The organism is Pectinatus sottacetonis (assembly GCF_015732155.1).
In the GTDB taxonomy this organism is placed as follows: Bacteria; Bacillota; Negativicutes; order Selenomonadales; family Selenomonadaceae; genus Pectinatus; species Pectinatus sottacetonis.
In genome coordinates this window covers 1,165,637-1,191,950 of sequence record NZ_WIQK01000001.1, presented here as the reverse complement: position 1 = coordinate 1,191,950, position 26,314 = coordinate 1,165,637, and the positions used below count along the sequence as shown (strand labels likewise).

The window sequence follows — 26,314 nt, the reverse complement described above, 5'->3', positions numbered from 1 at the left end:
TATATAACTACTAAATTAATGTAATTTTTAGTAGTTATATATAATAGGGGAATAAGATGTGTTAATAATAATTTTCGTTACTGTCTACAAGATTTTTTTATGGGCTATAGATTTATACCAATAAGCACTTTTTTTGGGATAGCGCTTTTGTGTATTAAAATCAACATAAAATAGACCATAGCGCTTGTTGTAACCATTACTCCACGACAGTACATCCATTAATGACCAGATGTAATAGCCTTTTATATTTACACCAGCAGAAATGGCATTTAAAATAGCTTCTAAGTGTTCCTGTACATATTTTATACGCGGTGTATCGTCAATTTTTCCGTTTATGAAGTCATCTTTATAGCCCATGCCATTTTCAGCAATATATATTTTTTTATAATTGGGATAATCCTTTTTTATACGCAATAGCATATCGTACATTCCCTGTGGATATATGGGCCAGTCCCAATCAGTTGTTTCTACGGCTGGGTTTGTTACCCGGGCACCGATTCCTCTTAGGGCAAAAATACTTGTTCCTTTTTCACCAGTGCCATTGTGATGAATCAGGCTTTCCCCATTATATGCTTGTAAAAAATGGCTGGAGTAGTAATTCATGCCAAGAAAATCTATTTGAGATGCGGCTTTAGTAAGTAGCTCAATATCACCTGGTTCGATTCGCAGAGTGCCATCATTTTGGGCAAGAATTTCTTGTATGTCAGTAAGTGTGTCTTTAGCATAATGACCTTTAAAACAGGCATCGAGCATAAATTTATTAGAGATAGTATCATCGAGGCGGCAGGCCTTTACGTCTTCAGAACTATTTGAAATAGGTACTTTACCCTCTAAGGTATGGACTATACCAATTTCTCCTGGCAGTGACATTTCTTTGTAAAGGTTTACTGTTTTAGCATGTGCAATCATTAGATTGTGCAGTATTTGGACAGCAGAATTGATGTCATATTTTTTATATGGGGGAAATGAACCAGAGATATAACCATTTTGTGCAATAGACCAGGGTTCATTGAATGTGGCCCATTTTTTTACGCGATCGCCAAAAGTTTCAAAACAAATTCTGGCAAAGTTGAGGTAATGTTTTATTATATTTCGGTTTAACCAATGACCATCATTGAAAAATGGCAGAGGAGTATCAAAATGGTGCAGGGTGACAAAAGGTTCTACACCGCACTTGATACATTCATTTATCAGGTCATTGTAATATTTAATACCTTTAGGATTTATTTTGCCGCATCCCTGAGGTAAAATACGTGTCCATGAGATAGAAATACGAATACCATTGATACCAAAGTCACGGCATAATTGGAGATCATCCTTATACCGGTGATAGAAATCACTGGCATTGTCTGCGGTAAAGTGGCTGCCAGGCTGGTTCATATAATAGTCCCAGGCACATGGACCGCGTCCGTCCGTCTGAGTGGCGCCTTCTACCTGATAAGCTGCTGTAGCACCGCCAAAAATAAAATCATCTGCAAATTTTTTCATATAGCACCTCGTTGATTGTGTTTTAAGTTGTTTGTTTAACCATTGCATATTGGTGAAAGATAAAATATGTAACGGTTTTTTATGGAATGGTTATATTTTAGGAATTTGATAATAAATTTAAAGCAAAATTAAGTGCTGCTTTGGGATCACGGGTAAGTTTTACATATTCACGTCCTGAAGTAGTGGCTGATTTTACCCCTTTTTCATCGCAGTCATGTTTTAATTCATCATACATTGACGCCATTTGCGGAGCGAGTATTATCAGATCAAAATCAGTGATTTTTTCTTTATGTTGTCCATAGGCCATGGCAATAGAATCCATGGCAACGCCTAATGCTTTTGCCCCTTTGGCTATGGATTTTGCCAGCATACTGCTTGTTGCACCGCTGGCACATAGTACCAGTACATTAAGCTCTTTTGATGAGGCTGATGGTTTGTCAGCAGCATATAAACTGGGGACAGCATCGGGAATAGGTGCAGATGGAAGGTCCTCTTCGCTGTATCCATGGGCAGCTTCGCGGTCTACAAGCTGTTTATCATATACGCGGAAAAATGGATAATAAATAACAGTATCTACAATGAGAAGCAGGGGAGCAAGAACAAAAGCTAATTTAGCAAAGCCAGTAGCAATAATCAGGCCTATGGTTCCCGGAGTTGTCCAGGGAAGAATGTAAATAAAAGAATTCATGCCTAGACCATCAACAAAAAACTTAAAAAGCCATACATTAGCTATAGGCGCTAAAATAAAAGGAACAAACATTACAGGATTTAAAACAATTGGCGCACCAAATAGGATTGGTTCATTTACAGCAAAGAGAACAGGGATAATAGAGGTTTTGCCGACGGCTCGCAGCTGTTTGGATTTAGCAATGAAAGCACACATCGCAGCAAACATCAAAGTAGCACCAGTACCGCCAAGTGTAGCAACAAAGTATGATGTGCCATGCGTGAGAATATGGGCAGCATGAGTACCTGCCTGAAATGCTTTTAAATTTGCTTCTACATTAGCAATATAAATAGCCGTTACGGCTGGTTCTACTATAGAAGGACCGTGGATGCCAACGAACCAGAACATTGCCATGGCACCATAAATTATGGCAATACCGGTATAGCCGTCAGCAGCGGTGAATAATGGTTTAAATACATCCAGTATCCATGCACTGAAAATATGGCCGAATACATGTTTAAAAGCTATGCTGAATGCCCAAAAAACAAGTACAGATATTGCCAAAGGGATTAGATCGGCAAAAGTTTGTGCAATATTATGGGGGACTTCATCAGGCAGTTTTATAGTAATATTGCGCTTTACGAAAAATTTATAAATATTCGGAATAATGAAAGCTACAACAAAAGCGGATAAAAGACCTTTAGTGCCCATATATTCGGCAGAAAAACCACCTTTTACACTGTCTACGCTGAGCAGCAGAAAACATACTATGGATACTATCATTATGGAAATAGGATTTATTTGTCGTAATTTTGGCATCTTTTGATTAAAATTATCCGTTAGACTTTTGGCTATAGTTGCTACCATAAGGATAGATAATATACCCATAGAATAGTTATAAGCCTGCCATAAAGTGGCGTTGACAGTTGAAGACCATTTGTATCCGAAGATCTCGGGTACGCAGGCTATAAGTATGAATAAACTGGAAAATAAAACTACTGGAATACAGCTGATGAAACCATCACGTATTGAACGCAGATAAGGGTTGTTGGAGATTTTTTCAAAGAATGGTTTCATTTTTTCTATTAGTTTTATGAGTTGTTCCATAACATAAGAACCTCCTATTTGTTAGTCTTTTTATAAAGACGCATAAAGTTTTTTACCAGATCCCTGAATAACATTGCAGTCATTAAATGGTCTTGGGCATGTACTGTTAAAAAAGTCATTTCGATAGATTCCCCGGAAGCCTCTTTGTTTAACAGTTCAGTTTGGGTGTTGTGTGACTCAGTTATAAGTTCATTACCTTCGGCAATGGTTGCATCAGCTTTTTCAAAATTGCCCTCGTTGGCATAATCTAGGGCTTCCATATACTTGGTACGTGCATCACCGGCATATGCTACAATTTCAACAGCAGTCATGGCTAATTCATCTTTGTTCATAATAATCACTCCTGAATTTTTTCTAGACATAAGGCTAATATAGCATAGACAATTTTTATAATAAAGTATATTTTCAGTATTATCATTTTATAGTTATATTTTTATGAATTTTTTTATACATAAAATTCTTTATAATATCATAAAGTGAATGGTGTGACATGGATGTCATTAAAAAAGGCATTGACAGTTTTGGGATCAATAAAACCGTTTTCTTCTTTCATAGCATTGGCAGTTCCGCAGTCAGCACCTAGTTTTAAAGTATTGATAATAGAATAATTTCTGTATAATCCAGCTGCGATGCCGGCAATAAATGAATCACCTGAGCCTACGGTGTTTATGGGAACAATTGAAGGACCAGTTATTTTGTAAATCTTATTATTGAATCCGGCAATAGCTCCATCGGTTCCTAATGATATTATTGGCAGAGAAATATCCTGCTCCATGAAATAATGTATTTTAGCGGCAATATCGACTTTAGAAGCTGATAAACTACCAGTATTTGTCCCTTTTTAATAGCGGTTCATACTGTTGCATATTTTTATTTTCTGCTGTACAACTTTTTTCATAGCTTCTTTTGCTGGTGTAAGATATTTACGAGGGTCGTTAACTTGTGGATTATGGGCAAAAAATGTTTTTACGGCATTAGAAAAAGGTATTTTTAAATCAGTAGCAATATTTACTTTGCAAATACCTAATGAAATAGCTTTACTTACAAGTTCATCAGGAACATCAGAAGCCCCATGCAGAACTAAGGGAATGCTGACTTTTTCACGGATTTTTTTCAAGCGGTCAAAATCAAGTCGGGGTATTCCTTTGTAAAGGCCATGTGCTGTTCCAATAGCAACAGCTAGAGAATCTACCCTTGTGGCTTCGACAAATTTTACAGCATCATCAGGATTAGTGTAAACATTGTTTTCCTCAGATACTATTAGATCGTCTTCTATACCGACAAGTTTTCCTAATTCGGCTTCCACTGTGGCTCCGCAGATATGGGCAAAGGCTACTATATCCTTTACCTTGGCAATGTTGTCAGAAAATGGTAGTCTTGATGCATCTATCATAACGCTGCGGCAGCCAGCGGCAATAGTTCGTTTTATATCATTACTGTCTTCGTGATGATCAAGGTGAAACGATATGGGAATATCTACTTTTTCCATAGCTGCGGCAGTAAGGCTTATAAGATAATCTTTATCGGCATATGCTACAGTTGAAGGAGTGGCAGCAATAATAACAGGGGAGTGAAGTTCATTACAGGTATCAGTTACAACCTGAAATGTTTCCAGATTATGAATATTGAAAGCCGGGACAGCATAATGTCCTTTTTGGGCAGTTAGTAACATTTGTTTTGTATTACGCAGTTTCATATCAATGACCTTCTTTTTGTAAATTAAGGTGAATGTAATATTTATAGCAGATTTTCGTAAAATATGTATCAGTCGTGGTAGAAACCATTCTGCCATTTTTTTAAATATTCATCAAAAATGTTATCGTTTTCTATACAATCATTAGCAGGAATCATATTGTTTATTTTTTGGATCAAAGCATTCCTTTCTGGAGTAGGTTTATATTCAGCTTTTAAAAATGCATCCAGTATATATTCTATTGTTCCAACTCCTACAACGCGTCCACCAGTACCAACAACATTGGCATTAAAGTCTTCTTTTGCGGCAATGGCTGTCTGCACGTCACAAACTAGTGCGCCGCGGACTCCTTTTACTTTTTGGGCAGCAGTATTTATTCCAACACCGGTTCCACAAATACATATGCCAAGATCCACTTCATTTTCTGCAACCAGCTTGCCAACCTTTCTGCCGAAAATAGGATAATGGGTACGCAGAAAATCATGGGTACCCACGTCAATAACAGTGTGGCCTTGTTTTTTAAGGAATTCAGCTGCCTTGATTTTTATATCAGTAACAATATGATCGCATCCAATAGCAATTTTCATTTTATTTTTCCTTTCCTTTCTTAAAGCATTCTATTCAGCATATCTACACGTATTTGGTGTCGTCCGCCAGCATATTCTGATTTGAGAAAATTGTAGGCAAGTTTGCAGGATAAATTATCAGCGGTTATTTTAGCACCAAGACATATTATCTGAGTATTATTATGGGTGCGGGTCATTTGAGCAGTGTAGTCTTCATAAATTGAAGCACAAATAATGCCGTGGTTTTTATTGGCTATCATAAATGGGGCAACAGCGTAAGCATCAACGATTATCCCTCTGTCAGCGGTTTTGTTCGTAATAGCGTTTACTACATTCATTGTAGATGTATAAATATCTGAGTCTGATAAATCAACAATTTTGTAATCGTTTTCTTTTGCTTCTAAAAAAATTCTTATTAGCTGTTTTAATTTTTGGCCTGATTTATCGGCGGCAATGACAACGTTCATAAAATTCTCTCCTTATATAATAAAAATAGATAAGTAAGGTATATAAATATACCCAATACTTTTATTGACAAAAGCTATTTCCTTTTGTTATTTTTATTATAAAGCATAATACTAAGGTTTTGTTTCCAGGATTTGGAAGAATTTTCATAAGTATAAAAATATTGCAGGGACTTTTAAAACGGGCAATACTTTGTTAAGCAAAATATATTGGTATATAATTATAAATATAAAAAATTATTGTGAATATTTACTAAAATTTTAGTAAGAGTATTATTGACAGTGCTACTGAATAAAAGGTACAGTTCCCTCCTAGGCCAATGCTGTTTATCATCTTTTTAAATTTGGCCAGAGAGAATAATTTTGCACATTTATAAATGAAAATATTTATGTGCGGTGGTCTCAGACAGTTAAATTTATAAAATAACAAAAGGTGATTGTATGTTGATAAAAATCGATTATAATTTTCATGAACATTTAACGGATACAGAAAAACAGGTAATTAATTTTATTAACGCAAATGTAAAAAAGATATCATCAATGTCGATAATGGATATTGCGGAACAAACATATTCCTCGCCGGCAACAGTTTCCAGAACGATAAAAAAATGCGGGATCAGTGGTTTTGCAGAACTGCGTTATTTGCTGACTAAAAAAATGAATACAGAGAAACAATCTATTGAAATAAATGAAATTTTTAATAAATCGCGTTTGGAAGTTACTAATACCATTGATCATTTATCAATAGACACTATTTTGAAAATAGTAAAAGAGATAAAAAAAGCTAAGCGTATATATTTGCTGTCACGCGGCCTTACTGAATTAGTGGCACAGGAATTTTCTCTTAAACTGCAGATACTGGGATATAATGTTTTTTCCATAACAGACCCAGCAGTTATGGAAAAAGTTACTGATGAAATTAAACAGGATGAATTGTGCTTTATTTTTTCTTTATCAGGGATGACAAAAGAACTGGTTAGTTCGGCAGAAAATGCTGCTTCTCTTGGTGCAAGGATAGTATGCTGTACTTGTGGTGAGAGAAATGCTCCACTGGTCAAATTATCACAGGTAGCAGTTTTTGGTTATAAGCATCAACATGTTTCTATAAAAAATATTGATGCGACATCACGCTTTCCGCTATACGTTTTATCGCGTATAATTGTTGATTATCTTATTTTGCAGCAGCAGAAAAGCAGCAGAGATTGCAAGGAAAAAACCAACAGGAAATATCCCTGTAAAGAATAAAATATAAAAAACAGCCCAAGCGGATAAATTCCGCTTGGGCTGTTAAGCAAAATAATACTAAGATATTATAATACTTGAACGTTGACAGCTCTGAACTTTTCAGCATTTTTAGGATCTTGTTCTATGTCAAAACTAACGTTTTGGTTTTCGCTGAGTGATTTGAAACCATCGGACTGTATTGCTGAAAAATGTACGAAAACGTCACCTTCACCGTCTTCTCTTGTAATAAATCCGAATCCCTTGTCTGCGTTAAACCATTTTACTGTACCTGTCATTTTATAGGTACCTCCTAAATTAAATAAATTATATCTGCAAAAAGAAAACTCACATATTTTTGTAAATCATTGCACAAACAATAACTTACAAAAATATGTGAGTTTAATTAGCACATTCTGAATACATCTTAATGATAGCATTCCTTTTTTATATTGTCAATATTTATTTAAACAAAAAAGGAGATGAACTTGACAATTAAATATTTTTAGGGTAATCTTGAACATGTTCAAGAAAGAAGGAGATTTTTTGCCAAAAAAAGTTTTGACAATGCAATCTGATAGTGTCGCCAATAAAATTTTGACAACAGCTAAAAAGCTTTTTGTAAAACAGGGCTATAAAAAAACAACTATAAGGCAAATAGTGAAAGAATCAGGAGTATTAACAGGGAGCATATATCATTTTTATAAAAATAAAGAAGATGTTTTTCGTGTTCTTTTGCTTCTGGTTTTAAAACAAAGCACAATGCTTATAAATAAATATTTTGAAAATGAATCGCCTGCTTTTAGATATGCAGCAATGAATATAGTAGGAATAAAAGCAGCAGAAGTTAACGAGTTTGTCAGAGAATCGTATTATGAAGGTTACACGGCTAATACAATTTTTGAACAAATGGTAGAATACATAACGGATATTTCTAAGGAAATGTTCAAAAATAATATATACTATACTAGGGAAGATTATTATATAAGAACGCTTCTTGTAAGAGGGGCTATGCGTAGCTGTATTGCAAAATTTTATTTTAAAAAAAATATTTCATCAGAAAAGTGTTCTGCAATATTGGTAAATATGGCACTTTCTTTATTTGGTTTTGATAAAAGAGCGATAGAAGTTGTTTTACAGCGTTTGGAAGATTTAGATGATAAGTTGTCAGAAATTACAAATCAGTTAATAAAGGAATCAGTGAAAATATAATGTTTGTTTAACAATAAAAAAAGGCTAAAAAAACATTAGGGGTTTTTAGCCTTTTTATTTGAACATGTTCAAATAATGGAGGGGATACAATGAAGGAAATGTTATGGAAAAATCGTAGAATTTTAAGTATAGGACTTGTTATTATTGTTATTACAGTAGTTTTTGGTTGTAGTAGAAAAACTACCGGAATGCAGCATCAATTATGGGGACGTGCTGACGCTAAGGAAATTGATATTAATTCGAAGGTTGCAGGCAGGGTAGTTAAATTATTAGTAACAGATGGTGATAAAGTAAAAAAAGGACAAATATTAGCTTATATGGATAAACGAGATTTAGTGGCCCAAAAAAATCAGTTAGAAGCTAATATTGAAGCACTTAAAGTGCAGGAAAATCAAGCAATGGTGCAAACGTCACTTGTTAAAGGTACTTCAAATGCAACTATGGGAACGGCACAAGCACAATTACAATCAGCACAAGCTGACATGGCATTAGCAAAAACAAATTATAAACGTTTTTCTGCTTTGGTAAATACAGGGGCAGTGTCGCAACAGACTTTTGATACTTATAAGACAAAATATCAGGCAGCGCAGGCAGCATACGAGCAAGCTTTAGCAGGGGTAAATAAAGCTGATTCCGGGTTACTTCAGGCAAATGTAGAAAAAGTCAATGAAAAAGTTATTGACAAAAAAATAGAACAGGCCCAGGCAGCTTTACAGCAATTAGAGGTACAACTGGGAGAAGCGGTTATTAAAGCTCCTTTTGATGGGGTAATTACAGAAAAATATGTTGAAGAAGGCTCAATGATTTCGTTGGGTACACCATTACTGGCAATACAAGATCCCAGCGACAATTGGGTTAATTTTAAAGTTCCTGAAACAGATTTGGCGGAATTTCATTTGCAGCAGAAAGTGGAATTAATTGGCAGAGATAATAAGACTAAGATTCAAGGGATTGTCACGGACATAAGTAAAAAAGCGGAATTTGCTACACAACGGGCAACTAGTGAACGTGGGGACAGTACAGATATAATAAGCTTTAATGTTAAAGTTCAGGTTAATTCTAATAAGCTGTGGCCTGGAATGAGATTTAGGCTATTTAATGGTGAAAAATAATGCAGTTAAAAAGGGTAATTAAAAATGAATTTTATCGTTTATTCTGTGGGCGGTATCCTCTTGTTTTGATCATTTTTTTGTTGCCATTGTTTTTTACGATAGTTTTTGGAATGGCCTATGAAGAAAATGTTGTAAATGATATATCATTAGTTGTTTATGACCAGGATCAAAGTATGCTTAGTCGCAAATTGATACAGTCATATAGTGATTCGGAACGTTTTAAGATTATTGCCTATGTTGATGATGAAAAGACAATGGAGGATATGCTGCAGTCGGGGAAAGTTTTAACAGGATTAGAAATTCCAGCTGATTTTTCCCAAAATATAAAATTAGGAAATGGAACAAACCTTTTATTATTGGCGAATTCGACAAATAATATTTTTGCTAATGCAGGAATAAATGCTGCTAGAGAAATAAATAAGTCTTTTTCTATATCTGTTGCACAAAAAACTATGGAGTCGTTTGGAATATTGCCAACAGCAGCAATGAATATGGTTTATCCAGTACGAATGGGAGTACGTATAATAAACAACCCAGTTAATGGATATAATCCCTTTATGTTATCAGGGCTTATGCTTAATGGATTGCAAATTGCATTGCTATTGGTTGTTTCACCCCTATTGGTTGATGAATATGAAAATAAACGATATGGAGTAAATTATAATAATATAAGTTTATTTGTAGGCAAGGCAGTTCCCTGCTGGATAACAGCTGTAGCAGCATATATTATATCTTTATTAGCGCTGAAGTATGTTTTTGATATAGCATGGCAGGGACCGTTTTACCAGCTTGTCTTGTTGGGGAGTGCATTTTCTTTTATGGTAATACAGATAATGTTTTTATTTTCCGCAATGAATAAAAATACTACGTTAGCTATGGAAACCCCATTGTTGTATATTATGCCAGGATTACTTTTTAGTGGAATAAGCTGGCCGGAATTTTCTATGAATAAATTTTCAATAATTTTTTCATCATTATTGCCTATGACTTATGCAGCAGATAATTTACGGGATTTATTATTGGCAGGATATGCGCCTTGCTTATGGAGAGATATGTTAATTATGCTCTTATTTGGATTACTTTTAGGAACGATAGCATTTTTTATATTCAAATTTAGAAGAAAACATGTATATAAAAATGAAGGGAAAGTATAAAATGTCGTTTTTGCAAATTATGAAACGTGAAGTATGGCAATTTTTTACAGCAGACGAAAAAACCCGTGTTTTATTTTTATTTGGTGCGGGGTTAGCCTATTTATTCCTTTTTGGTTTTTTATATAAACCTGGTATTGTAAAAAATATACCATTGGTTATTTATGATCAGGATCAATCAAAATTGAGTCGCGAACTTATATGGAATTTTGAATGCGATGAAAGTTTTAAACTTATTGAACAAGTTGATACCAGAGAAAAAATGTTGCAGGATATGAAACAGAAAAAAACTTATACTGCTTTGGAAATACCAAAGAATTTTTCTAAAAATTCTAAGACAGGCAGTTGTTCTACAGCGTTATTTATGATAAATGGAGCTAATATTATTATTACTAATATTGCCAGTAATGAAGCTTTATCTATTTTAGATAATTTTTCTGATAAACTAGCTGTTCATCAAATAGCTTTGCGATTAGGAGTAATGGAAGAATCATTAAAAAATAGAATTAATCCTATCAATGGGCAGTTTCGTATAATGGGAAATCCTACACAAAGTTATTTGTTGTTTTTTATTATAGGACTTTCTATGGCTGCTTTTCAACAGGGGATTTTTTTATCAGTTGGTTCTGCGTTGCAATATGAATATAAAAATGTTTATATATTGAAAGAGAAAAGGGTAAGTTGTAGTAAACTTTTGTTAGCCAAAGTCATATTATATTGGCTGTTGGCTATGCTGACATTCTTGCTTATTATATTTTTAATTATAAATATATGGGGAATATTTATGAAATCATCTTTATACATGGTGATTTTATTAGGAGGTACATTCGTCTTTGCGGCAGTTTCATTTGGATTAATGATGGCAGCAATGTTTAAGACTTTACCTCAATTTGTGAGGGGCTCAATAATGTATACTGTGCCGGCCTTTGTGTTAGCGGGTTATACCTTTCCACAGCAGTCAATGTTGTTGATACCGCGAATTGTTTCGTATTTTTTTCCGTTTTCATGGTTTGTTAATTCGTTACGTGAACTATTTTTACTAGGATATTCTGCTAATCTGGGGCAGCACATAGCTATATTATTAATTATGGGAGTAAGTTGCTGTAGTTTAGCTGATATTGCATTTAATGCAAGGGTAAAAAGGCATTATGATAATAATATAGGTAACTGAAAAGTGTATGAAAATGTGACAACAAAGAAGTATTTATAAAAATTATTGGATTATACATGATGATAATTTATACATAAAAACTGCTATCCATAAAACTGGTTCTTGAATCTGGTTTATGGATAGCAGTTTTTAAATGTTTTATTATTCTTCTGTATCAAGACAATTTTTGCACAGGCCATAATATAATATTTCTGAGTACTTTATTTTAAAATGATAGGTAGCAGCTATTTTTTGTTCACAGGCAGATAGCTTTTTTATAGTATCTTCATCACCCAGATCAAATACTTTTCCACACTTTTGACATATAAAATGAGGATAGGACATCAGATTGCTGTGTTCTATTAATTCATAGCAGTAATGATTGGAGTCAATCTGAACTCTGCGCAGAATATTGTTTTTGGTCAAAAAATTAACTATCCGATAAACTGTTATAAGCGATATGTTGTCATTATTTTCGAGAGCATATTTGTATATATCATTTATTGTCATATGTTCATGGGCATGAGCTGTTATAATTTCAAGAATGATTCGTCTTTGTGCAGTAAGGCGATGCCCATCTGTGGTAAATTTCTGCATTATTTTAGAAGATGTATTTTTTAGCATTATTAAAATCACCTTTTCATAATAGATTATTGTCCTCCAATCAATATAGTTATGCTATATTTTTGTTTATGACAGAATTATAGAGTAGGATGTGTTAGTATAGTTTTTTAAGCTACAGGATCAGGATGGATGGTTAATTCTATACCTTTTTGCCGTAAAGCTTGTTCAATGTTTTCAATGGAAATATGAGCACTGGAAAATGATATGTCAGAAGGTACTTCGGCGTGGATAGAAGCAACTATTTTTCCTGGGCCATAGTCATGGATGATTAAATTGTGGCAGCCAAGTATATTTGGTCCTTTTTTTACTGCTGTAAGGATAGAGTCAGCAATGATGGGGTCAGGTGTTTTGCCGATAAGTGTATCAGCGGCCTGCTTTATTGTAGAATAACCAGAATACAGGATAACTGCCGATATTAAGGTGCCTAGTAAACCGTCCGCATGGATACCAGTAAAGCGCATAATTATTAGTGAAAGTAATGCGGCTGATAATGTAAGTACATCGGTAAAAGCATCCCAATAAGTTGCTTTTAAGGCTGAAGAAATTATTTTTCTGGCGTAGTTGCGGCTCAATATGCTATAAGCCAGCTTGAGTATAAGAGAAAAAATCATAGCAATAAAAGCTGATATATGAAATTGCACAATTGACGGAGTTAAAATTTTTTGTATAGATGCATACCCGAAAAATATGCCTATTGTCAGCAGTAAGATACCAAGACAAAAAGAACATAGATACTCAGTCCGTCCAAAACCAAATGGATGGGCGGTATCAGAAGGTTTTCCTGCTATTACAAAGGAAAATACAGTAACGATGGAAAAGATGCTGTCGACAAGGTTATGGAAAGAATCAGCTGTCAGGCTAGTACTGTTTACGGTTAACCCGGAATAAAATTCTAATAGAAAAATAGAAAAATTAATGAGGATTCCTATGCAGCCGATATAAATACCAGTCTTTTTCCTTTTTAAACTATCAGACGAATTGTTAAATAAAATAAATTGATTCAAGATATTTTCACCAACTTTTTTATAATAAAAAGTTATATGTTGATTGATTACACAGATATTACTGTTTTGCATGGTCTTCTGAATTATGATGTGCCAGAGAACTGCGTATATGGCGGCCAAATTTATGAAATTGTTCATGAAGGCAGCCATAATGCGGCTCGATTGTGGTTAGATGGACGGAAAGCTTTTCTGTAAGACGCAACATTTCATCTACTTCTTCAGCTGTAAGCCCGTTAAATAATGATGTGGTCAAAATAGTATCGTTTTCTTGTGATTCTTTTACAATGGAACGTCCCTGATCCGTTAAAAAAATATGCATTATTCGCTGATCTTTGGTATCATGCTGCCGCAGGATAAAACCTGATTTTTCTATTTTGGCAAGCATTTCAGTCATTGAAGAAGGGCGGACATCCATTTTTTCGGCTAGATCCCGCTGTATAATCCCTTCATTTTCGGCAATGAGGCGTAGCAGGCGGGACTGCTCCCGATAACGGCCGCGGCGATGAAGATGATGTTCATAATGATGGGCTCGATGAAGTTGTCTGCCAAGACGATGCAGGGCAGTGAATAATTTATAAGTATTATTTGTCATGTGTGTTCTCCCTGTAATAAACGGTGATAATAGTATGTTAAAAATTAATTAGGAACCTAACTTGTTTTTAGTATAACACAAATAAAGCTTATGTCAATAAAAAATTAGGAACCTAACTTGTTCTTGACTTATGAAGAACATAATGATAGTATTAAAAATAGTTAGGAGCCTAATTTTATTGCAAAGTTACTTATTAATAGGAGGAATTTATATGGCTTATGAAATAACAGCAGCATGCCGGGCTTGTGGCAAGTGTGCGCGTAATTGTCCTGCCGGGGCAATAAAAAAAAGTGACAGCATATATAAAATAGATACAGCTTTATGTATAGAATGCGGAAAATGTTATTCTTTATGTCCTTTTCAGGCAATTGCGGTAGTAGGAAACAGTGATACTGTTGTTCAGCCTGTGCATAATACTGAAAAAAATATATTATCGGAACAAAAAAACAATAGTCAGAATGTAAGTGGTCAGGGATGTAACTGTTTTAATCAGAGAACTTCAAAAGCAGCGGCAGACTCGGGTACTTTCTCCCGGCTTAAAAGATATTTCAGTGGGAAAAAATGCGGACGGGGTAACAGACGGCGGCGTAAATTCCGCTAAACGGTAAGGCCGCAGTCAAGGAAAAGTTTATGATAGTAGTAATAGAAGATATATAACTAAAATAAAGACAAAACCCCCATTGTAGATTATTTTTTCTACGATGGGGGGTTATTGAAATAATGTGTGGATCGTTGCCAGCCAGATGTATTAGGGAAATAAATTATTTTTGTAAAATTTCCTGTCCACGAGCATCTTTTTGGTCTATAGCAGCGATAGTGGCATCTATTTTAGTAAATATTTCATGGGAAAGCTGGTCAGCTTCATTATATAATTTTTTAGCTTCAGCCGAATCATTATTTTCTACAGCAGTAAGAACTTTTTTCCCAGTTGTGTGTAATTGATTATGGGATGAATCAATAGCCGCCCATTTTTTTTGGATATCAGGCTGTTTTATGGTAATGGCATGGTAAAAATGACCAAATGCACAGCGCTGCGAGTCTGTCTGGATAGGAGCCAGTTTCATTTCATCAACTATTTTTTTTAGGCTCTTCATCCAATTTTTATGAGCGTCTTTTGCCTGAAGTAGACTGTGAATTATTTCTTTATTGGAAAGAGCATGTATACCACCGTTAAGTGCTGAGAACAATTCATGGACAATAGCACTGAGCTTTTTATCAATTTCTGAAATATCATGTGCCTGACCGGTTTCTTTTACGGCATCATCATGAATACCTTGTGTCATATTATGCAGTTTTTCTGCATCCTGGGCAGAAATATTCATTGCCTGGTTGACCTGGTCAGCAGATTCCTTTACCTGATCCATTAATTTGGATATATCGTGGACATCATTAATAGTATTTTTCATCATGGAAACATTTTTTTTGATGGTATCGGAAATTGTATCTAGTTTTTCATTCATTAAATTGGTAGAATTCAAAGTATTAGTAAGACTAGTCCTGCCGCCTTTGGCAGCTTCCTGGATATTATTGACAAATACACGCATGTTTTTAAGGTTTCCCTTGGTATCATCAGCTAATTTACGTATTTCATTAGCAACAACAGAAAATCCCTTACCCTTTTCGCCAGCACGGGCGGCTTCAATAGATGCATTGAGTGCCAGCAGGTTTGTCTGCTCTGCGATTGCCCCTACACCATTTACGATATCATTTACCCGGTCAGCCATATCAACTAAATGCTCAATTTGATTGCTCATAGAATGGGTATCAGCAATGACTTCTGTTTTTAAAGTGTTTACTTCTTCAATTTGATGGATGCTGTTATCGTTTTTAGCGATAAGTTCCTCAGAAGATTGGGATAAATGGACCATTTTATCAGAAGTGTGCATGATGTTTTCATTTACATTATTCATACTTGCCGTTATTTGTTCGACAATAGCCAGATTAGATTCACTCAGTTCAGCTATCTTCTGGGAAAATTTGGATAAGTTATGGGCAGAGTCCGTCATTTTTACATCAAACTCACTTAATGACGTAACAACAGTAAGAATGTTTTTACAGGCAGCAGCCATTTTTGCTTCATTCTTTACAAGCTTATCAAAACGTGCCAGCATTTCCTGATGAATGGGATATTCTATTTCCAGGTCATTTAGATCAGCGGAAGCATCTCCATTCATTTTTTTTTCAACAGTTTGTAAAATACAGACTGCTTCATCACATGGATGGTCTTTTTTTAAAAATCCCAGCATTGTTATAATCCTCCTAAATTAAGTTTACCGCAACAGGCGGGTGGATTAGATTCGTATATTGATATAATTGTAAAATAGTATGCTTTAATAAAGCAGTATATTATAAAATATTACTATCGGAATTAAAAAAATAAATATACCAATATATTAACTTCATTATATATAAAAAGATGCTATACTTCAATTTATTAAGTAAATATATATTCTGGAATAAAAAGAATGTTTAGGAAAAGAAAGGCTGGATTATATGTCAATAAATTCTTTTGCAGATTATCCAATGAGCTGGCAACCAGTAATTGAAAAGAAAGGAGTTATTTATAGAAATTTAGCCCAACAGTTGGAAACGGATATAAAGACAGGTGTATTATTGCCGGGGACAAAGATGCCACCGCAAAGAGAATTAGCTGATTTTCTCGATATTAATTTAAGTACAATTACAAAAGCTTTCAAGATTTGTATACTTAAGGGACTTCTAAGTACCTGCATTGGTAGTGGTACATATGTTTCTTATGATGCTTTATCGAATATGTATCTTTTACCTGATACCAGAGGGAAAAAAGTTATTTCATTAGGAGCAACACGGCCTGATAAAGAGTCTTATGAACAAATTAACATTCAATTGCAGAAAATGCTTAAAGAGGCAGATTATGCAAAATGGTTTGATTATGGCAATACAGATGAAATGTACTGGCATAGAAAAGCGGGTGTCTTACTGATAGAAAAAGAAGGTTTTAAAACTTGTGTCAATAATGTATTTTTGACAAGTGGCGGGCAGAATGCCTTAATGGCAGCACTTTTTTCTATATGTAAACATGGTGATCGCATTGGAGCTGATCCTGAGACTTATCCAGGACTTAAAACAGCTGCCGGTATGTTGGGGATACAAATAGTTTCTATCAGACATGATAAAAATGATGAAATGGATGAAAGAAGTTTAATTTATGCTTGTGAACACGATAATATTAAGGCTCTTTATGTAATGCCGCAGTACCAAAATCCTACAGCGCATAATATGACGGAAAAAATAAGGCGGAAGATAGCAGCTATTGCTCAAACTTATAAAATATATATAATTGAAGATGCTACATATAATTTATCAATAACTAAAAAAAGTGTTCCTATAGCAAAACTATTGCCTGAACAGACTTTTTTTATTGCAGGGTTATCAAAAGCTTTGGCCCCTGGATTACGATTGGCATATATTTCTGTTCCAGAAAACAACCGTGAACATATACGCAATGCATTATATAATATGATAGTCACTGTATCGCCGCTGATGAGTGAATTGGCTGCGAGAATGATAGTGTCAGGACAGATGAAGAAAATTGTAGAGCAGCATCAAAAGGAAAATAATTATCGTAATAAAATAGTTGATGAAATTTTGTCAGACTTCGATTGCCGCGGCGATAAGAACTGTTTATTTCGCTGGCTATTGCTGCCTTCATCAATTACAGGAAAACAATTGGAAGGGATGGCTTTAAAAGCAGGAGTGCAGGTTTTTGCCGCAGAACGATTTGCGGTTGGCAAGAGCAGGCCGACGCGGGCGGTGAGGATATCTGTATGTGCACCACAGTCGATAGAAGATTTGAAAAAAGGATTATTCATTTTACGTGATATGTTAAATAATTGTATGCCATACAAATAAAATATTGTATGGCATATTTTTTTATGATATTCTGAAAATGAACAATAACATTAATATAATTGAGGGGCAAATTATGAAAAAAATCGGGTTATTAGGTGGTATGAGCTGGGAAAGTACGGTGACTTATTATCAGAAAATAAATGAAATGATAAAAAATAAACTGGGAGGGCTGCATTCGGCAGAAATAATTTTATATAGTGTTGATTTTGCGGAAATAGAAGAGTGCCAAGCAAAAGGGGACTGGACAAGAACGGCAGAGATTTTGTCAGCGGCGGCGTCAGCCCTGGAAAAAGCGGGTGCTGATTTTATTGTATTGTGTACAAATACGATGCATAAAATTGTTCCTCAGCTGGAGAAAAATATTAATATTCCTGTTTTACATATTGCAGAAGCAACAGCTATCGAGCTATTGAAAAGAGATATACATAAAGTGGCTCTTTTAGGTACTAAGTATACGATGCAGCAGGATTTTTATAAGGAAAAGCTGGAAAAACACGGAATTAATGTGATAATACCTGAAAATAATGATGTAGATGTTGTTAATCAAATAATATATGAAGAATTATGTAAGGGAATTATCAGTGATGAATCAAGGAGAAAATATCTTTCAGTGATTGATAAATTGGCACTGGAACATATTGGCGGGGTTATTTTGGGATGTACAGAAATAGGTCTTTTGTTACACCAGTCAGATACGAAACTGCCTATTTTTGACACGACACTGATCCATGCGGCAAAAGCGGTAGAAATTTCATTAAAATAATTTTATGTACATTGGGGGCGGTTTTATGAAAAAGGAACAATATGATAATTATATAAATATATTGAAAGAAGAACTGCTTCCAGCAATGGGCTGTACAGAACCTATAGCTATAGCATATGCAGCAGCAAAAGCACGGGAAGTACTTGGTAATATGCCGGAATCACTTATAGTGCGGTGTAGTGGTAATATTATAAAAAATGTAAAAGGTGTGGTTGTGCCGAATTCCGGGGGACAAAAGGGGGTAAAGGCAGCAGCAATACTGGGAATGCTGGCGGGAAGAGCTGATATGCAGCTTGAGGTTATCAGCACAGTTTCTCCTGCGGATAGGGACAATGCAAAATATTTATGCGGTCTGGGTATCTGCCAATGTGAGCTGCAGGAAAATGAAGAAAATCTGTTTATTCGTGTTGAAGTTGTGCGTAAAAATGAATCAGCAGCTGTAGAAATACGATCACAGCACAATCATATAGCCAGAATAGAAAGAAATGGTAAGGTCACATTTGAACAAAAAGATTTAGCAGTTAGCAGCAGTGGAGATAAATCAAAACTGAATATAAAAGATATAATAGAATTTGCTAATAAAGTAGATTTATCAGCAGTAGAAGAAGTTATTACCAGACAAATAAAATATAATAGTGCTATTTCAGAAGAAGGGCTCAGCCATGAATGGGGAGCACAAGTAGGCCGTACTTTGCGGGAATGTGGTGATGATATTAGGACAAAAGCCAAGGCTGCTGCTGCAGCAGGATCAGATGCCAGAATGAATGGCTGTGCCCTGCCGGTAATAATTAATTCCGGCAGCGGCAATCAGGGAATAGCCTGTACGATGCCGGTACTTGTTTATGCCCGCGCGATAAAAGCTGATAGGGAAAAATTGTATAGAGCATTATTGCTTACCAATCTTATTGCTATACACCAAAAACGATTTATAGGTAATTTATCCGCGTATTGCGGAGCAGTATCGGCTGGAGCCGCTGCAGCCTGCGGCATTGCTTATTTGCATGGAGCGGATGAAACGACGATTGGCATGACTTTAACAAATACGCTGGGAACAACAGCCGGGATAGTCTGTGATGGAGCAAAAGCTTCCTGCGCGGCTAAAATAGCCAGTGCTGTTGAAGCAGGGATACTAGGTTATGAAATGGCATGCCGGGGACGAGTGTTTCCTTTTGGTGAGGGCCTTGTTGAAGGAAATTATGAGCAGACGATACGAAACATAGGAAGAATGGGAAAAGTCGGCATGAAAGCAACTGATATAGAAATTTTACATATCATGCTGGGAAAATAAGACAAAAGCAGCAGTATGCCAGCGGGGAGTTTATATATTGAAAATTAAGCAGGGAATAGGCTGGTAATAAAATTTTTCCCTGCTTAATATATTTTAAGACAAATAATTATTATTGACATATGTCATAAATATGCTATAATAAGAATTATAAACAACATATGTCATAAACATATGCAGAATATACCAGCTATGGAGGTGTTAAAGATGCCAAACAGAGATGGAACAGGACCGGATGGAATGAGCGGCTGCGCAGGTCAGGGCAGACAGTCCGGCAACGGATCAGGTGCCGCACAAGCAGGTAGCAGTAAAAATGCAGGAAACGGCATGGGCAGAGGTCGCGGCGGCAAAGGAATGGGACAGGCAAACAGAATGCAGCGCGGCAATGGCAGAAATGGCGGCAAATAATTTTGCGGCAGCTGCCGCACACAATGGTTTTTATGAATGTGCAGTATACTGAAAAATCAATACTTTACCGTAGTGGGAATTATTCAGTGCAATTAAAAGAACGGCATATTTGTAAGAAATATTCATTGGTGTGGCAGCTTTTTTATTTGTCAGAAGATGTTAAAATATATGTTATGTAAGGAGAAAATAAGTGAAAATAACAATACCGGCAGATGATAAGACCGTTCAGAGCAAGGTGAGCCAGACATTTGGCAGAGCCAGATATTTTATCATATATAATACGGAAGCCAAAACCAGCCGTTGCATAGAAAACAAAGCGGCGTCTAGTCAGGGCGGCGCAGGAATAAAAGCAGCTCAAATAGTTGCCGATAATGGTGGTGAAGTTTTAATAACACCGCAGTGTGGACAAAATGCAGCTGATGTCTTACAGGAAGCAAACATAAAAGTATACAAGAGTATAGAAGGAACAGTTGAACAGAATATTACTGACTTTACTGCGGGCAGATTAGCGGTTATTAATGGTTTCCATGAAGGCTATCATGGGGGAAAATAAATGAATATTGCGGTACTGAGCGGTAAAGGCGGTACCGGAAAAACGCTGGTATCAGTCAACTTGGCAGCCGCGGCAAAAGAATCTGTTTATATTGATTGTGATGTGGAAGAACCAAATGGAATGTTGTTTTTTAAGCCAGACCAGATAATAAAAGAACCGGTTACAGTAAAAATACCGGAGATTGATAGAAAAAAGTGCATAGGATGTCGAAAGTGTATCGATTTTTGTAAATTTAATGCATTAGCATATATTAGAAAGAATGTGCTTGTGTTTGAAGAATTATGTCATTCCTGCGGAGGCTGTATAATAGCGTGTCCGCAGGGAGCTGTGAATGAAAAAAATAAGAGCATTGGGGAGATATGTTCAGGAATATCGGAACATGTAAAAGTGTTTACAGGAGAAATGAATATAGGAGAAACCTCAGGAGTTCCTATTATAAAAAAATTATTGCTGACAGCAGGAAAACAGGACACACTTTATACATTTATTGATTGCCCGCCTGGGAGTGCATGTACTACAATGGAAAGTATTAAGGATGCTGATTATTGTATATTGGTAGCAGAATCAACGCTGTTTGGCCTGCATAATTTTGAAATGGTTTATAAACTGGTGAAGTTTTTCTCTAAACGGTGTGGTGTGATTTTAAATAAATGCGATGAAAATATAATTAACCCAGTAGAAAGCTTCTGTAAAAAAGAAAATATAGAAATATTGGGAAAAATATTTTATGATCGGGAATTAGCAACAATGAATACTGCTGGGCTGATTCTTAGTAGAACATCAGAAAAATATGGTAGTTTATTTGAGCAATTATTACAGACAGTTGTGGGGAAAATATGATATGAAACAGCTTTTAATTCTTAGTGGCAAAGGTGGTACCGGCAAAACTACAGTAGCTGGCGCTCTTATTGAGCTATCAAAGGCAAAAGCTTTAGCGGATTGCGATGTGGACGCACCCAATCTGCACCTGATTACCAAAATGCAGGGGCAATTTGCAACAACACCTTTTTATGGCATGGATAAAGCATCTATAGATCAGAAACGATGCATAAAATGCGGTGCCTGTGTAGATAACTGTAGATTTACAGCAATAAGTGATGACTATGTGGTAGATCCATATGCATGCGAAGGCTGCGGAGTGTGTCAGCTGGTCTGTAAATATGCGGCAGTAACATTGAAACCATTTATTGCCGGTAAACTGATGCTATATAAAAAAAATAAACTTTTTTCTACGGCAGAATTAAAAATGGGCAGCGGAAATTCAGGGTTATTGGTAGATAGTGTGAAAAAGCAGCTTATAAAAAATAGTACAGATGAAAAATTTGCTATCATTGATGGGTCGCCAGGAATAGGATGTCCGGTCATAGCGTCTTTAAACGGGGCAGATATGGTTTTAATAGTTGCAGAAGCTTCTGTTTCCGGAGTTAATGATATGAAACGCATTATTAAAACAGCACGGCGATTTCAAATTGAAATAGCAGTGTGTATCAATAAATACGATGTAAATGATGTAGAAACTAAAAAAATAGAAAAATTTTGTACTAAGGAAAACCTATTATTGGCAGGGAAAATTCCTTTTGATAAAAAAATAGTCGAGGCTGTTAATAAAGGTGTGTCTATAGTGAATATTGGAGATAGTAAGGCTGGTGCAGCAATATATGATTTGTTCAATAATATAAAAACATTTTTTGCTGTTTAATAAAACCGCTGGGCATGCGGAGCAGTTTGCCTGGAGTTGTTCCATTAGGCAAAAGACTGTATCAATGCTACTAAATAAATATTTATGGGAGAGAATAAAATGAAAATAGCAGTTGCTAGTGAAAATGAAATGGTTGCAGGACATTTTGGTCATTGTTCAAATTTTAATATTTTTGATGTGGAAGATAAAAAAATTGTTAATAGTGAATCTGTAGCTAATCCGGGACACAAACCAGGATTTTTGCCGGTATTTTTAGGAGATAAAGGCGTTGAGGTAATAATTTCTGGTGGTATGGGACAGGGAGCCATTGATATATTTAATAAGAAAAACATTGAAGTAGTGACAGGTGCTGCCGGAAAAGCAGAAAAGGCAGTTATGGATTATATAAATGGAGCACTTATTTCTAACGGTTCAGTGTGCAATAAACATGAACATCATGATGAATGCCACGAATGATGTTTGAATAAGTTTTAGTGAGTTTATAAGACGCTAATCAGCCATAAAAGAATATTCTTTTATGGCTGATTAGGTTTATCAATATAATATTATATAGAGGTGAAAATATGGCCAGACCGAAAAAATGGCGAAAAGTATGCTGTTTGCCAAAACAAAACAGATATGGGCCTTTAATGGGCGGAAGAATGGCAGAAGAAAGTATAAATATGACAATTGACGAATATGAAACAATTCGTCTAATAGATTTGGAAGAATTTACGCAGGAGGACTGTGCTAAGCAAATGAATATAGCACGGACAACTGTTCAAGGGATATATAATAGTGCCAGAATGAAACTGGCTGATTCACTGGTAAATGGAAAAATATTGCTTATAAAAGGCGGTGAATATGAACTGTGTGATGGACTGGAAGAGTTTTGCAGATGTGGTGGCTGCCATAAGCACAGATGTGCAGCACTTTTGCAGCAGGAAAGAGAAAAAAGATAGATTTAAATTTATTGCGGCGAAAAATTCCTTATTTTTACAGTAACATGATTGATCGTTGTGAGATAGAATGTAAAGCCGTGATATGGGTAAGGGCAGCTTGTTTATACTTATGGTATTAGCAATTATAAAACAAGAAAGCCTGTCTTTTTAGTACAGGCAAGGAGAATATGGCACTATAAAATTTAATTTGAAAGGGATATAAGAATGAAAACAACAGCAATTTATTTTTCACCAACGGAAACTTCTAAAAAGGGGGCAGTTGCTATAGCTGATGTCCTGCAGCCTGATGCCGCTAAAGTAGATATAACAATAGGACAGGAAATGGTTGAAAAGAAATTTTCTTCAGAAGATTTGGTAATATTTGGTGCCCCGGTTTATAGTGGACGAATTTTTAAAGGAATCAAGCAGAGACTTCAGGCTGTACAGGGAAATAATACGCCATGTGTGGTAACGGTAACTTATGGAAACAGGGATTATGATGATGCTTTACTCGAACTAGCTGATATTGTAAAAGAAAAAGGATTTTTACCAGTTGCGGGAGCGGCATTGATCGGGCAGCATACTTACGGAGAAATTCAGGTAGGACGTCCTGATAAAAATGATATAAATGAAGATAAAAAATTTGCGGCAAAAGTTTTAACTAAACTACAATCAGGCCAGAAAAATACTGTAAAACTGCCGGGAAATCCAGATTATATACATAATGATGGCGGGAATGGTGGTAAATTCAGGCCGCTTACGGATGAAAAAAAGTGTGTGCAGTGTGGAATTTGTGCCCAGCAATGTCCTGAAGGAGCCATAGATATGGCAGATTACAGCAAAATAGATAATAATAAGTGTATTGCTTGTTTCCGCTGTATACGTATTTGTCCAACAGGTGCTAAGAATATGGATACACCGGAATATAAAAATTTTGCAGCTGATTTTAGCAGGAAATTATCGCAGCCGCGTAAGAATGAATACTTTATTTAGTTAATCCAAGTATATTAATATAATAAAAAAGGCTATTGCATATAAACATTTTATTCATAAACATGCAAGCTGCCATTATCCCCAATTAATTTTAAAAAAAATGTGGGGACTGCATAGTGACAGGTTGTATCCTTATGAGGTCAATGCTATTAATACAATAGTCTTTTTTTAGTTATACATATGATGGCTGGTAGAAAAATTTTCAGGTATTCAGATTGTCAATGACAGCCTTGGTAAACAAAGCACTGGACTGAGGATTTTGTCCGGTGATAAGATTGCCATCAATAACTATGTGTTCCTGCCATGGGCCATTTTTTATATATCTGGCGCCTAGTTGTTTAAGCTTATCCTCTAAAGAAAACGGCAGAATTTTATCCAATTTGGTAAAGGATTCTTCTTCATTAGTAAAACCAGTTATATTTCGATCAACTAGTATAGATCGATTATTTTTATCAACAGCAGCAGTTAATGCAGCAGCTCCGTGGCATATGGAAGCGATGAGTTTGTTATTGCTGGCAAAATAAAGAATGATTTTTGCTACTAACGTATTTTTGGCTAAGTCAAGCATGGGACCATGTCCTCCAGGGATGATAACAGCATCAAAATTTTCATATGGAATATCAGCAAGTGGTTTTGTATCGTTTAAAATATCTAAAGCCGGCTGCCATTCTTTAGGTAGTTTTTCGGGAATACTCAAGGGATCAACTGGTGCTTTACCGCCTATCGGACTGGCTATTGTCATATCATAATTTGCCCTTAGAAATTTATTATAAGGAATGGAAAACTCTTCCAGCCAAACACCTGTAGGATGATTTTTATCTATAGCATCTACATTAGTAACAATAATTAAAATCTTTTTTGTGTTCATAATGTTTAACCTCACATTTTATTATTTATATAAATTTTGTTTTATTAATGCTCTCAAGGACAGAGCAGATATTTAAAAATGATGTTCAAGTTTTGCTGTACCGGAACAATGGATTTTTTGACGCGCATGTTAAGCATGCTGCCTTGCCAGCAATCCCATATCAGATCAGCTAAATTTTCCGCAGGAATATCCCTACGGATTTTGTTCTTTTGCTGTGCTGTATTTAAGCAGTCAATTAAAATAATTTTGAATTGTTCAATTGCTTCTTTTAATGCTGTTCTGCATTCTTCGCTGGCTTCACTAAGCTCAGCAGACAAAGTTCCTAGCAGGCAGCCTTTTTTTATTTCTGTGCAGTAATATTTCTGTGTTATAGCCAAAAAGGAAGAACTGAGAGTTTCGCAAGGATTATCAACATTTACAGGAGTAGCTAAAAGTTCACGCCATAAATTTGTAGTTATTTTTGCATAGTAATGAATAACAGCAACTCCAAAAGCTTCTTTACTGGGAAAATAGTTATAAAATGATCCCTTGGGAATATTGGAAAGAGTTGCTATTTCCTGAATTCCAGTAGCATTATAACCTCTTTTTTGTAGTAAAAAAAGTCCATTTTCTAATAGGCATTGTTTTGTTTTTTCCATAGCGGTAGTTGATTTGCGTGCCATATATTATTAGCACCTCTTCTTAATAGTATATATTATATGACCAGTCATTTTAAAACTAAGACTGAATCTATTATACACTAAAAGCTAAAATCATGGTAGTACATAATAAATAAAAATTATATTATAAATATAATTAATGAAATAATTTTATAAAACATATGGAATACTTGAATATATAGCATACTTATAGTATACTACATATACATAGTTTACCTATAAGG

30 protein-coding genes are annotated in these 26,314 nt (G+C 35.3%); 16 read left to right on the top strand and 14 right to left on the bottom strand.

Annotation, left to right across the window (positions count from 1 at the left end; genetic code table 11):
- Window positions 1-84: 84 nt before the first annotated feature.
- From lacG to I6760_RS05520, 7 genes are all read right to left on the bottom strand, one after another.
- Window positions 85-1,488, bottom strand: a complete 1,404-nt coding sequence (lacG, locus tag I6760_RS05550; protein WP_196593463.1) for a 6-phospho-beta-galactosidase — start codon at window positions 1,486-1,488, stop codon at window positions 85-87.
- Window positions 1,489-1,585: 97 nt separating this feature from the next.
- A complete protein-coding gene (locus I6760_RS05545) occupies window positions 1,586-3,262 on the bottom strand; it encodes a PTS lactose transporter subunit IIBC (protein WP_196593462.1) in 1,677 nt (558 codons plus the stop codon).
- A gap of 14 nt (window positions 3,263-3,276) precedes the next feature.
- A complete protein-coding gene (locus I6760_RS05540) occupies window positions 3,277-3,594 on the bottom strand; it encodes a PTS lactose/cellobiose transporter subunit IIA (protein ID WP_196593461.1) in 318 nt (105 codons plus the stop codon).
- A 137-nt stretch (window positions 3,595-3,731) separates the two neighbouring features.
- A complete protein-coding gene (locus I6760_RS05535; RefSeq protein ID WP_330997983.1) occupies window positions 3,732-4,061 on the bottom strand; it encodes a PfkB family carbohydrate kinase in 330 nt (109 codons plus the stop codon).
- A 42-nt stretch (window positions 4,062-4,103) separates the two neighbouring features.
- Window positions 4,104-4,958, bottom strand: coding sequence for a tagatose-bisphosphate aldolase subunit GatY (locus I6760_RS05530; RefSeq protein WP_196593459.1), 855 nt, complete (start codon window positions 4,956-4,958; stop codon window positions 4,104-4,106).
- 68 nt (window positions 4,959-5,026) lie between these two features.
- Complete coding sequence (gene lacB / locus I6760_RS05525) at window positions 5,027-5,542, bottom strand: galactose-6-phosphate isomerase subunit LacB (RefSeq protein WP_196593458.1); 516 nt, start codon at window positions 5,540-5,542, stop codon at window positions 5,027-5,029.
- A gap of 20 nt (window positions 5,543-5,562) precedes the next feature.
- Window positions 5,563-5,988, bottom strand: coding sequence for an RpiB/LacA/LacB family sugar-phosphate isomerase (locus I6760_RS05520; RefSeq protein ID WP_196593457.1), 426 nt, complete (start codon window positions 5,986-5,988; stop codon window positions 5,563-5,565).
- Between the two features lie 438 nt (window positions 5,989-6,426).
- On the opposite strand from I6760_RS05520, the gene I6760_RS05515 reads away from it, so the two are divergent.
- Entirely contained in the window at window positions 6,427-7,230 is an 804-nt protein-coding gene (locus I6760_RS05515) for a MurR/RpiR family transcriptional regulator (RefSeq protein WP_196593456.1), read from the top strand.
- A gap of 65 nt (window positions 7,231-7,295) precedes the next feature.
- On the opposite strand, the gene I6760_RS05510 is transcribed toward I6760_RS05515, so the two are convergent.
- Window positions 7,296-7,505 carry a cold-shock protein gene (locus I6760_RS05510; RefSeq protein WP_196593455.1) on the bottom strand — a complete coding sequence of 70 codons (210 nt, stop codon included), beginning with the start codon at window positions 7,503-7,505 and terminating at the stop codon, window positions 7,296-7,298.
- Window positions 7,506-7,752: 247 nt separating this feature from the next.
- On the opposite strand from I6760_RS05510, the gene I6760_RS05505 reads away from it, so the two are divergent.
- From I6760_RS05505 to I6760_RS05490, 4 genes are all read left to right on the top strand, one after another.
- Window positions 7,753-8,418 carry a TetR/AcrR family transcriptional regulator gene (locus I6760_RS05505; protein WP_196593454.1) on the top strand — a complete coding sequence of 222 codons (666 nt, stop codon included), beginning with the start codon at window positions 7,753-7,755 and terminating at the stop codon, window positions 8,416-8,418.
- An 89-nt stretch (window positions 8,419-8,507) separates the two neighbouring features.
- Window positions 8,508-9,530, top strand: coding sequence for an HlyD family secretion protein (locus I6760_RS05500; RefSeq protein WP_196593453.1), 1,023 nt, complete (start codon window positions 8,508-8,510; stop codon window positions 9,528-9,530).
- The gene (locus I6760_RS05495; RefSeq protein ID WP_196593452.1) at window positions 9,530-10,684 is read left to right on the top strand and encodes an ABC transporter permease; all 1,155 of its coding nucleotides are present in this window, start codon (window positions 9,530-9,532) and stop codon (window positions 10,682-10,684) included. The genes I6760_RS05500 and I6760_RS05495 overlap by 1 nt, the downstream gene beginning before the upstream one ends.
- A 1-nt stretch (window position 10,685) precedes the next feature.
- Entirely contained in the window at window positions 10,686-11,852 is a 1,167-nt protein-coding gene (locus I6760_RS05490; protein ID WP_196593451.1) for an ABC transporter permease, read from the top strand.
- A gap of 141 nt (window positions 11,853-11,993) precedes the next feature.
- On the opposite strand, the gene I6760_RS05485 is transcribed toward I6760_RS05490, so the two are convergent.
- From I6760_RS05485 to I6760_RS05475, 3 genes are all read right to left on the bottom strand, one after another.
- A complete protein-coding gene (locus tag I6760_RS05485) occupies window positions 11,994-12,455 on the bottom strand; it encodes a Fur family transcriptional regulator (RefSeq protein ID WP_196593450.1) in 462 nt (153 codons plus the stop codon).
- Between the two features lie 107 nt (window positions 12,456-12,562).
- Window positions 12,563-13,459 (bottom strand): cation diffusion facilitator family transporter, encoded by an 897-nt coding sequence (locus tag I6760_RS05480; protein ID WP_196593449.1) that lies wholly within the window; start codon window positions 13,457-13,459, stop codon window positions 12,563-12,565.
- A gap of 58 nt (window positions 13,460-13,517) precedes the next feature.
- Window positions 13,518-14,051 carry a MarR family winged helix-turn-helix transcriptional regulator gene (locus I6760_RS05475; RefSeq protein ID WP_196593448.1) on the bottom strand — a complete coding sequence of 178 codons (534 nt, stop codon included), beginning with the start codon at window positions 14,049-14,051 and terminating at the stop codon, window positions 13,518-13,520.
- Between the two features lie 211 nt (window positions 14,052-14,262).
- Between I6760_RS05475 and I6760_RS05470 the strand changes: the two genes are divergently transcribed.
- Window positions 14,263-14,652, top strand: a complete 390-nt coding sequence (locus I6760_RS05470; RefSeq protein WP_196593447.1) for a DUF362 domain-containing protein — start codon at window positions 14,263-14,265, stop codon at window positions 14,650-14,652.
- A gap of 160 nt (window positions 14,653-14,812) precedes the next feature.
- On the opposite strand, the gene I6760_RS05465 is transcribed toward I6760_RS05470, so the two are convergent.
- A complete protein-coding gene (locus I6760_RS05465; protein WP_196593446.1) occupies window positions 14,813-16,297 on the bottom strand; it encodes a methyl-accepting chemotaxis protein in 1,485 nt (494 codons plus the stop codon).
- 247 nt (window positions 16,298-16,544) lie between these two features.
- Between I6760_RS05465 and I6760_RS05460 the strand changes: the two genes are divergently transcribed.
- The 10 genes from I6760_RS05460 (at window position 16,545) to I6760_RS05415 (ending at window position 24,563) form a co-directional block, all read left to right on the top strand.
- The gene (locus I6760_RS05460; protein ID WP_196593445.1) at window positions 16,545-17,942 is read left to right on the top strand and encodes an aminotransferase-like domain-containing protein; all 1,398 of its coding nucleotides are present in this window, start codon (window positions 16,545-16,547) and stop codon (window positions 17,940-17,942) included.
- 73 nt (window positions 17,943-18,015) lie between these two features.
- Window positions 18,016-18,705: an aspartate/glutamate racemase family protein gene (locus I6760_RS05455; RefSeq protein ID WP_196593444.1), complete on the top strand. Its 690-nt coding sequence runs from the start codon at window positions 18,016-18,018 to the stop codon at window positions 18,703-18,705.
- 25 nt (window positions 18,706-18,730) lie between these two features.
- Window positions 18,731-19,993: an L-cysteine desulfidase family protein gene (locus I6760_RS05450; RefSeq protein WP_196593443.1), complete on the top strand. Its 1,263-nt coding sequence runs from the start codon at window positions 18,731-18,733 to the stop codon at window positions 19,991-19,993.
- Between the two features lie 204 nt (window positions 19,994-20,197).
- The gene (locus I6760_RS05445) at window positions 20,198-20,398 is read left to right on the top strand and encodes a hypothetical protein (RefSeq protein WP_196593442.1); all 201 of its coding nucleotides are present in this window, start codon (window positions 20,198-20,200) and stop codon (window positions 20,396-20,398) included.
- A gap of 190 nt (window positions 20,399-20,588) precedes the next feature.
- Window positions 20,589-20,951, top strand: a complete 363-nt coding sequence (locus I6760_RS05440) for a NifB/NifX family molybdenum-iron cluster-binding protein (protein WP_196593441.1) — start codon at window positions 20,589-20,591, stop codon at window positions 20,949-20,951.
- On the top strand, window positions 20,952-21,791 hold the full coding sequence (locus tag I6760_RS05435) for a nucleotide-binding protein (protein ID WP_196593440.1): 840 nt from the start codon (window positions 20,952-20,954) through the stop codon (window positions 21,789-21,791).
- Window position 21,792: 1 nt separating this feature from the next.
- Entirely contained in the window at window positions 21,793-22,650 is an 858-nt protein-coding gene (locus I6760_RS05430; RefSeq protein ID WP_196593439.1) for an ATP-binding protein, read from the top strand.
- 99 nt (window positions 22,651-22,749) lie between these two features.
- Window positions 22,750-23,106, top strand: coding sequence for a NifB/NifX family molybdenum-iron cluster-binding protein (locus I6760_RS05425; protein ID WP_196593438.1), 357 nt, complete (start codon window positions 22,750-22,752; stop codon window positions 23,104-23,106).
- Between the two features lie 107 nt (window positions 23,107-23,213).
- Complete coding sequence (locus I6760_RS05420; RefSeq protein WP_196593437.1) at window positions 23,214-23,591, top strand: DUF134 domain-containing protein; 378 nt, start codon at window positions 23,214-23,216, stop codon at window positions 23,589-23,591.
- Between the two features lie 204 nt (window positions 23,592-23,795).
- The gene (locus I6760_RS05415; RefSeq protein ID WP_196593436.1) at window positions 23,796-24,563 is read left to right on the top strand and encodes an EFR1 family ferrodoxin; all 768 of its coding nucleotides are present in this window, start codon (window positions 23,796-23,798) and stop codon (window positions 24,561-24,563) included.
- A 202-nt stretch (window positions 24,564-24,765) separates the two neighbouring features.
- Here the strand turns inward: I6760_RS05415 and I6760_RS05410 are convergent, their stop codons facing one another.
- Together I6760_RS05410 and I6760_RS05405 are read right to left on the bottom strand one after the other, a co-directional pair.
- A complete protein-coding gene (locus I6760_RS05410) occupies window positions 24,766-25,431 on the bottom strand; it encodes a type 1 glutamine amidotransferase domain-containing protein (protein ID WP_196593435.1) in 666 nt (221 codons plus the stop codon).
- A 53-nt stretch (window positions 25,432-25,484) separates the two neighbouring features.
- Entirely contained in the window at window positions 25,485-26,093 is a 609-nt protein-coding gene (locus tag I6760_RS05405) for a TetR/AcrR family transcriptional regulator (RefSeq protein ID WP_196593434.1), read from the bottom strand.
- Window positions 26,094-26,314 lie beyond the last annotated feature (221 nt).